This is a genomic window from Kitasatospora sp. NPDC005748 (assembly GCF_040630735.1).
GTDB lineage: Bacteria > Actinomycetota > Actinomycetes > Streptomycetales > Streptomycetaceae > Kitasatospora.
In genome coordinates, this window is sequence record NZ_JBEXYD010000121.1 from 1 (window position 1) to 8,755 (window position 8,755).

At 72.8% G+C, this 8,755-nt stretch carries 7 protein-coding genes; 4 read left to right on the forward strand and 3 right to left on the reverse strand.

Annotation, left to right across the window (positions count from 1 at the left end; all coding sequences use genetic code 11):
* Positions 1-52: 52 nt before the first annotated feature.
* Positions 53-577 carry a peptidylprolyl isomerase gene (locus ABZ495_RS36415; RefSeq protein WP_329491613.1) on the reverse strand — a complete coding sequence of 175 codons (525 nt, stop codon included), beginning with the start codon at positions 575-577 and terminating at the stop codon, positions 53-55.
* Positions 578-955: 378 nt separating this feature from the next.
* Here ABZ495_RS36415 and ABZ495_RS36420 point away from each other — a divergent pair, with 378 nt between their 5' ends.
* A complete protein-coding gene (locus ABZ495_RS36420; protein ID WP_359809771.1) occupies positions 956-1,342 on the forward strand; it encodes a hypothetical protein in 387 nt (128 codons plus the stop codon).
* A 52-nt stretch (positions 1,343-1,394) separates the two neighbouring features.
* Here the strand turns inward: ABZ495_RS36420 and ABZ495_RS36425 are convergent, their stop codons facing one another.
* Both ABZ495_RS36425 and ABZ495_RS36430 read right to left on the reverse strand, forming a co-directional pair.
* The gene (locus ABZ495_RS36425) at positions 1,395-2,204 is read right to left on the reverse strand and encodes a DeoR/GlpR family DNA-binding transcription regulator (RefSeq protein ID WP_359809773.1); all 810 of its coding nucleotides are present in this window, start codon (positions 2,202-2,204) and stop codon (positions 1,395-1,397) included.
* 212 nt (positions 2,205-2,416) lie between these two features.
* Positions 2,417-2,602 (reverse strand): hypothetical protein, encoded by a 186-nt coding sequence (locus tag ABZ495_RS36430; RefSeq protein ID WP_359840255.1) that lies wholly within the window; start codon positions 2,600-2,602, stop codon positions 2,417-2,419.
* Positions 2,603-3,427: 825 nt separating this feature from the next.
* Here ABZ495_RS36430 and ABZ495_RS36435 point away from each other — a divergent pair.
* From ABZ495_RS36435 to ABZ495_RS36445, 3 genes are all read left to right on the forward strand, one after another.
* Positions 3,428-4,024, forward strand: coding sequence for a DUF1349 domain-containing protein (locus ABZ495_RS36435; RefSeq protein ID WP_359840257.1), 597 nt, complete (start codon positions 3,428-3,430; stop codon positions 4,022-4,024).
* A gap of 663 nt (positions 4,025-4,687) precedes the next feature.
* Entirely contained in the window at positions 4,688-6,127 is a 1,440-nt protein-coding gene (locus ABZ495_RS36440) for an RICIN domain-containing protein (RefSeq protein WP_359809777.1), read from the forward strand.
* 89 nt (positions 6,128-6,216) lie between these two features.
* Complete coding sequence (locus tag ABZ495_RS36445; protein WP_359840259.1) at positions 6,217-8,697, forward strand: RICIN domain-containing protein; 2,481 nt, start codon at positions 6,217-6,219, stop codon at positions 8,695-8,697.
* Positions 8,698-8,755 lie beyond the last annotated feature (58 nt).

Sequence of the window (8,755 nt, forward strand, 5' to 3'; positions counted from 1 at the left end):
CCGCCCCGTCACGGTGACGGGGCGGCGGCCGGTTCGTGCTCACCGAGGGGTCTCAGCGCTTGATCTCGATCCGGTCGATGGTGACCGCCTCAAGCGGCCGGTCGTTCGCGTCGGTGGCCACCGAGCCGAGTTCGGCCACGACCTTCTCGGAGGCGGCGTCCGCGACCTTGCCGAAGATCGTGTGCTTGAAGTTCAGCCAGGCGGCCGGTCCCAGGGTGATGAAGAACTGGGAGCCGTTGGTGCCGGGGCCGGAGTTGGCCATGGCGAGCAGGTAGGGCTTGTCGAAGACGAGGTCAGGGTAGCGCTCGTCGCCGAAGGTGTACCCGGGGCCGCCGCGACCGGTTCCGGTCGGGTCGCCCGCCTGGATCATGAACCCGTCGATGATCCGGTGGACGGGGGTGCCGTCGTAGTACGGGCCGCTGATCGGCTCGTCGGTACGCGGGTCGGTCGCCCCCTCCCGGGTGCCTTCGGCGAGCTCCACGAAGTTGCGCACCGTCTTCGGCGCCTGGTTCGGGAACAGCTCCACGGTGATGGCACCGTGGCTGGTGTGGATCACAGCGTTCTTGGCGTCGGCCATGTCGGGACTCCTCACATCGTGACGCTCCGGACGCGAGCGACGCCCTCAGGCTATCCGTCCGGAGGACCGCTCCGTCTCGGGTGGATCACACCGCCGGCGCCCGTCCGCGACCGGGCCGGCACCGGCTCCCCTGCCCGACGGCCGCGGCCGCGTCGGCGCGCGGAGCGCGCTGCCGCCGACCGCACGCCCGAGCCGCCCGGGATGCGGTTGGGCATTGACTCGGCAGGCGGCGGACCCGATGATGCAATCCGAGGACGCGGTCCGGGCGCTACCGGCGGGTGGGAGAGTCCGCCCGGCGCCACCCCGGCCGTCCGTACGGAGGGTGGGGCGCTGGTGTTCCGGCGAGGTTCTGGGGGGCTTGCGAAGAGGAGGCTTTCCGTGACCGCTCCGACCGCCCGTCTGGCCCCCGCGGCCTATCTGCGCTGCTTCCCCTTCGACCCCCGGGGCATGGCCGCCCACCGCGAGGCCCTGCGGCGCTTCGCCAACCGCCTCGGCCTGCTCGCCCCCATCCTCTACTTCGACAACGGCGCCCCGTCCGCAGGCGTGCGCCCGCAGTTGGAGCTGCTGACCAGGTCCGTCCTCGACGGGCAGCACCGGATCGTGCTCGTGCCGGGCACGTGGGTGTTCTCCACCGACGAGCGGCTGGCGCGGCTGATCACGTCCGCGTTCGCGGGTGCGAACTGTCGCACGGTCAAGCTGCCGGACCGCTTCGTGTCGATACCCCGCCCCCGGTCGGGGTCGGGGTCTGGGGCGCGGGCGGCCTGAGACCGGCCGCGCGGGCGGGGCATTCGGCCTCGCCCGCACCCGGCCGCGCGGGTCAGCCGGTGGCGGTGGAGACCACCACGAGCTCGCCGACCGCCTCTTCGAGCGTGCCGCGGGCCTGCGCCGGCAGCGGGTCGTCGGTGATGAAGCAGTCGATCTCGGCGAGTTCCGCGAAACTGCTCAGACCGATCACCCCCCACTTGGTGTGGTCCGCGACCACCACGGTCCGGCGGGCGGAGCCGATCATGGCGCGGTTGGCCTGCGCCTCGGCCAGGTTGGGCGTGGTCAGGCCCGCCCGTTCCGAGACGCCGTGCGCGCCCAGGATCAGCAGGTCCACGTGGAGGGAGCGGATCGTCTGCTCGGCCAGGGCGCCGACCAGGGCGGCCGAGCGGGTGGGCGATCCCCCGGTCAGCAGCAGCGAGGGGGTGCTCGCCCCGGCGTCGCGGCCGGCTGCCCACACCAGGTCGGCGATCGCGAGCGAGTTGGTGACGATGGTCAGCTGCGGCACCTTGAGCAGCCTGGACGCCACCGCGAAGGTCGTCGTGCCGGCGGAGAGCGCGACGACGTTGCCGGGCTCCACCCGTGCGGCGGCGGCGTCCGCGATGGCGGCCTTGGCGGCCTCCTCCAGCGAGGACTTCGCCTCGAAGCCCGGCTCGTCGGTGCTGGAGGCGCCGATCGCCACGGCGCCGCCGTGCACCTTCTGCACCGTTCCCCGGCGGGCCAGGGTGTCCAGGTCGCGGCGGATGGTCATGTCCGACACCCCGAGCTGTTCGACCAGCTCGGCGACCCGCATCGCGCCACGACGGCGCACGGCCTCCAGGATCAGTGCCTGACGCTGTGGTGCCAGCATCCCTTGATCGGTCACGAGCTCCCCTGACGACCTGGGCGGGCATCGATGTCCCGCTACGTCCAGAGGGCAGGCTACCGCCGGAACGATCAGAAACCGACAGCCGGGCCCCCGAGGGCCGCCCCCGGCCTCCCGGGGCCGGGCGCAGGGGGCTCGGAGGGCTCGGGGCGCCCTGCGGCGGCGGGCCGCCGGGCCGGCCGCCAGACCCCCGACCCGGCCGCCACCTGCGTCTACGCGGCGAGTTCGCGAAGCCGGCGGGCGGCGTCCTCGGAGCACAGGTCGTTGACGAAGGCGTCGGCCCCGGGCTCCACGCCGGCCGGGTACGTGAGCCGGTCCGCCGTCCGGCGGACGGTGGACAGTTCGAGGTGCGGGGCCGGCTCCGCCCCGCTTGGGGGCCTGGTGCCGGGCGGCGACATGGGGAGTGGGGCCGGCCGGCCCGCTCCGCCGTGGCAGAGGCGGCCGGAGCGGCACCGCAAGTCCAGCTAGAAGGTGGGGAGTTCGGCCCGTTCGTGCGAGTCGAGGCAGGTGAGGCCGGGCACCCGGCGATCGGGGTGGAGGTGGACTTCGTAGGGCCGGCGGGCGGCGAACGGAACGAAGGCGCTCCCGAGTTCGCCGTTGACGACCAGGCGGCGGGTGTCGACGCCTTCGACGGCGTCCGGCAGGGCGGACAGTGCGGCGGTCGGTCCAGGCGTCCAGGACGAGGCGGGCCCGCTCCTCGGGGAGGTCGGCGAAGGAGGTGTCGTGGTCGGGTGGGTGGTGGGTGCGGCCCTGGCGCTGTGCGGCGATGGTGACCCAGTCGCCGGCCACCGGGTCGAGTCTGGATTCGGAGTGGCCCGGGGTGGGCTCGAGCGGGCGGCTGTCGGCGGTGTCGCGGCCGGTCCCGGCCTCGACGTCGTAGTGGATGAGCTCGCGGCGGTCCACGAGCCTGGTGGCTGTCCCGTGTACGCGGGCACCCCTCGCGGACGGTTCTGTCGGGACGCGCGGCGCGGTGGGACGGTGGGCGGCCGACGGCAGGTGGGCCCCGACCGCGCCGCCCGGGCGGCCGGCGTCGCCGGTGCACTCGCTCATGATGCGCCTCCCGCAGGAATCTCCTCTCCATTAACGCACAACATTAAACCAAAGTCCCCACAATGCAACATCCTTTCATCGGGCGACTCGTCGGATCACGGCTGAACGATCGGATCTGGCTGATTCCGTGGCTCTTTGGTGGATCCCCCTCGCCCAGTGTCAACAATGACGCCATGAGCCTCGACGACGCATTCGCCTCCCCCCTCCGCTGGGCGCCCGCCCCGGCCGCCTGCTCCCTGGCCGGCCACGTCCTGTCCGTCACCGCCGCCCCCCGCACCGACGTCTTCACCGACCCGCTCACCGGCGAGGCCAGGCGCAACGCCGCGACGGCGCTGGTCGACCCGCCGGACGGGGACTGGCAGTTCTCGGCCCGGCTCCGGGTCGGGTTCCGGGCCCCGTGGGACGCGGGCGCCCTCATCGTCCGGTCGGACGCCGACCACTGGGCGAAGCTCAACTTCGAGCAGTCACCGGACGGAGCGCCGAGCGTCTACTCGGTGGTCACCCGCGGGCGCTCGGACGACGCGGTCGCGGGACCGGTCGAGGGCGACGCACCGTGGCTGCGGATCAGCCGGATCGCGCCGGCGTTCGCCTTCCACGTCTCCTCCGACGGCCGTACCTGGCGTCTGATCAGGCAGTTCGCCCTGGACGGGCCGGCTCCCGTCCGGGTCGGCCTCGAGGTCCAGTCGCCGGTCGGCGAGGGCTGCCGCGTCGACTTCGACGACATCCGCCTGACGCCCACCCGGCTGGCCCACCTGTTCGACGGCCGCTGAGCCCGCCGGCGGGCGCGGCCCGCCGACCCTCGGAGAATCCCCCGGAAACCCACACGTTCGGACCACAACGCACACCAGGATCCCCCGGCGCACCCGGGGGATCCTGTCGCTTCCGCGGGCGGCACCGCCGATTCCGTCACGGAGAAGTGATGCACCAGTAACGCGGAGTTTACCGGACGGGCCGATTCGTCCCGTCCGGGCGCAACTTGGACGAAACCCTTGACACCGCCGGACAGCACTCCGAGACTCTCCGTCGACCGCTTGTTTGCGCCAACATCCCCGCGACGGACGCGCTGGGGGCGCCGACAGACGGTTACTCCCCGGTCATCCTCCGGACGCCGCGGACGGGACGACGGGACTGCCCACAAGGCCGCCCCCGGCCTGTCGATCCGGCGCGCAAGCTCCTTCACCGGGAACGAGTTCCCCTGCGCCGCGCCGCTCCACCGGCCCGCCGTCCTCGACCCCGCACGACGAAATTCCACCCCCACCCAAGATGCCCGCACGACAGTCCCGCCCTCACCGCATTCGCCGTGCGCGGGAACTCGACGTCAGGCATGCCCTGGAACAGGGTGCCTGACAGCACGTCGGCCCTGGCGGTTCCGCGCCACCAGGACCGGACGCGGCCGTCACGCGCGCATCTGCGAGACCCAGAGGTATGAAGTCATGCCGCGATTGAGAACGATCCTGTTCGGCGCCCTGCTGGCGCTGCTCCTCCCCCTCTTCCAGGGCGTCGGCACCGCCCAGGCGGCCACGGTGACGATCACCAACGGCACCCAGTTCGCCGACACCGCCGGGAACCCGGTGCACGCCCACGGCGGCGGCGTCATCAAGGTCGGCACGTACTACTACTGGTTCGGCGAGGACCGCAACGCCGACAACACCTTCCGCTACGTCTCCAGCTACCGCTCCCGCGACCTCCGGACCTGGGAGTTCCGCGGCCACGTGCTGAGCCAGGCCACCGACCCGGAGCTGCAGTACGCCGTGATCGAGCGGCCCAAGGTGATGTACAACGCCGCCACCGGCCAGTTCGTCATGTGGATGCACAAGGAGAACGGCGCGGACTACGGCGAGGCCCGGGCCGCGGTGGCCGTCTCCCCCACCGTCGACGGCAGCTACACCTGGCGCGGCAGCTTCCGGCCGCTGGGTGAGATGTCCCGAGACATCACCACCTTCGTGGACGACGACGGCACGGGGTACATGATCTCCGCCGCCAACGAGAACCGGGACCTGCACGTCTACCGGCTCACCGCCGACTACACCGGCATCGACGCCCAGGTGCAGAGCCTGTGGAACGGCCAGTCCCGCGAGGCGCCGGCGATGTTCAAGCGCGACGGCGTCTACTTCCTGCTCTCCTCCCACGCCACCGGCTGGGCGCCCAACCAGCAGAAGTACGGCACCGCCACCAGCGTCACCGGCTCCTGGAGCGACCTCCAGGACATCGGCGACTCCGTCACCTACTCCAGCCAGACCGCCTTCGTGCTGCCCGTCCAGGGCAGCGGCGGCACCGGCTACCTGTACATGGGCGACCGCTGGGGCAACGCCAGCGGCGGGACGGTCAACGACTCCCAGTACGTCTGGCTGCCGCTGACGTTCCCGACCGCCACCACCATGACCATGGGCTACTCCCCGCAGATCACCGTGAACGCCGCCACCGGCGTCGTCGCCGGCATGAAGGCCACCTGGGAGAGCCTGACGGGCCGCCAGAGCGGCAAGTGCGTCGACGTGCGGGACTACTCCTTCGCCCGGGCGGGCCAGCTCATCCAGTGGGGTTGCGGCAACGGCGCCAACCAGAACTTCTGGATCAAGAACCTCGGCACCGGCTACGCCCAGATCATGGCCCGACACAGCGGACAGTGTCTCGACATCGCCGACGCGTCGACCGCCGACGGCGCGCTCGCCGTCCAGAACCCCTGCGACGGCCGGCCGTCCCAGCAGTGGCAGGTCCAGAAGGTCACCGGTGCCACGGGCTACGTCCGCCTGATCGCCCGGCACAGCGGCAAGTGCCTGGACGTGACCAACCAGGCCACCGCCGACGGCACCGCGCTGGAGCAGTGGACCTGCGGCACCGGCACCAACCAGCAGTGGAAGCGCACCACGGCCTGACCGGAGCCCCCCGACGAAGCCCCTCCACCACCACCGTGTCCGGCGGAGGGGCTTCGCCCTGCCCGACCACCATCAGCCCAGGAGGACCCGTGTCCCTGCGCAAGCAACCCACCGGCCGCGCCGGCAGAGCCCGCACCCGCCGGTCCCGCACCGGCCTCGGCGCCGTCGTCACCGCCGCCGCGGCCCTGGCGGCCGGCACACTGAGCGCCCCGCCGGCCTTCGCCGACGAAGCCGCCGCGCACGTCACCGTCCGGCTCGACCCCGGCTACCAGCAGCAGCCGTTCCAGGGCTGGGGAACCTCCCTCGCCTGGTTCGCCAACGTCACCGGCGGGTGGCCGGAGGCCGAACGCTCCCAGCTCGCCGACGACCTCTTCGGCCCGGACGGCCTCGGCTTCACCGTCGCCCGCTACAACATCGGCGGCGGCGACAGCCCCGAGACGACGCCCTACCTGCGCCCGGGCGCCGCCGTGCCGGGGTACTGGAACCGCCCCGCGGCGTTCGGCCCGCCGGCCTCCGGCACGGCCGGCTGGACCGAGCCCGCCGACTGGTGGAACCCGGCCGACCCCACCCACTGGAACGCCGCCGCCGACGCCAACCAGCAGTGGTGGCTCAAGGCCGCGAAGACCCGCGGCGCGGACACCTTCGAGGCCTTCTCCAACTCCGCGCCCTACTTCATGACCAGGAGCGGGCTGGTCTCCGGCGCGGCCAACAGCTGGGAGGACAACCTCCGCCCCGACCAGTACGACCGCTTCGCCGCCTACCTGGCCGGGTCCCTCCAGCGGGCCCAGACCGCCACCGGCGTGACCTTCGGTGCCCTCTCCCCGATGAACGAGCCGAGCACCTCCTACTGGGGCGCCGGCGGCAGGCAGGAGGGCTCCCACTGGGACCTCGCCTCGCAGGCCCACCTGGTCACCGCGCTGCGCGGCGCACTGGACGCGGCCGGCGTGAGCACCCCGGTCTCGGCGATGGACGAGACCAGGCCCGACCTGTTCCGCTCCGACTGGGACTCCTACGCACCGGCGGTGCGCTCGACCGTGGGCAAGCTCAACACCCACACGTACGAGACCGGCGGCCGCACCGGGGCGCGCGACATCGCCAAGGGCGCCGGCAAGCCGCTCTGGATGTCCGAGGTCGACCTCGGGGGCACCGTCCCGCAGAGCTTCACCGACATGTCGCCCGCCCTCGACTTCGCCCAGCACGTCACCGACGACATCCGGGAGCTGGAGCCGAGCGCCTGGGTGATGTGGCAGGCCGTCGAGGACTACGCCAATATGACGCCCGCCCACGAGAACGCCAACTGGGGCCTCGTCCAGGTGGACTTCACCTCCACGAACCCGGGCGCCGAGCCGATCCGCAAGAACAAGAAGTACTGGGCCATGGCCAACTACAGCCGCTTCATCCGGCCCGGGGCCCGGGTGATCACCACCGACTCCGCGAACGCCCTCGCCGCCCTGCGCCCCGGCGGCACGGGCACGGTGGCGGTCTACACCAACCCCACCGGCGCGCCGCAGAGCGTCACCCTCGACCTGGCGGCCTTCCAGAGCGTCAGCACCACCACCCCCGTCGAGCGCTACACCACCGACGCCGGAAAGAACCTGCAGCGCGACGGCGACCTGCGGGCCACCGCCGCCAAGACGCTCACCACCACGGTGGGCCCGGGCTCGGTGACCACCTTCGTCATCCCCGGCGCCACCGGCACCGACGCCGCGGTGACCGCCGCCGCCCCCACCGGGCAGGTGCGGCAGCTCGTCAACGACAACAGCGGCCTGGCGCTGTCGGCGGCCGCGAGCGCACAGGGCGGCCCCGTCCAGCACCCCGCCGACCCGGCCGACCCGGCGCAGCAGTGGAAGTTCACCAAGGTCTCCGGCGGCTCCGACAACACGGCCGCCTACCGCCTGACCAACACGGCGAACGGCAAGGCCCTGACCGCCACGGCCACCCCGGGCACGCTCGGCTTCGCGGCGGCCAACTCGTCCACGCAGCAGCTGTGGATGCTCTCCACCAACGGCGACGGCCACGGCACCCTGGTCAACAAGGCGACGGGCGACCTGCTCGACGTCACGGGCGCGTCCACGGGTGACGGGGCTCCGGTGGGGGTCTACCGGCCCACGACCGGGAGCAACCAGTCCTGGAACCTGCGCAGCGCGGCCCCCGACAGCTGGAAGGCGCTCCAGCTGCGGAGCAGCGGCAAGTGCGCCGACGTCCCCGGCGCCCCCGGCACGGCCGGCGCGCCCGCCGTGCAGTCCACCTGCAACGGCACCACCGGCCAGCAGTGGTCGCTGCGGGCGAGCAGCCCCGGCTACGTGAACGTGGTCGCGCGGGGCAGCGGGCAGTGCCTGGACGTCACCGAGGCCTCGACCGCCGACGGCGCCCCGCTGGTGCGGTACACCTGCAACGGCGGCGCCAACCAGGAGTGGTCGGTGCGCAGCACGGGCAGCGGCTACCTCACCCTGCTGGCGCGGCACAGCGGGAAGTGCCTGGACATCTCGGGGGCCTCGACCGCCGACGGCGCCCCGCTGGTGCAGAACACCTGCGGCGGCGGCCGCAGTCAGCAGATCAAGCTGAGCTGACGGCCGGTACCGCTTCACCCCGACGGCGAAGATCCGCCGGAACGGGAAGACCGTGCCG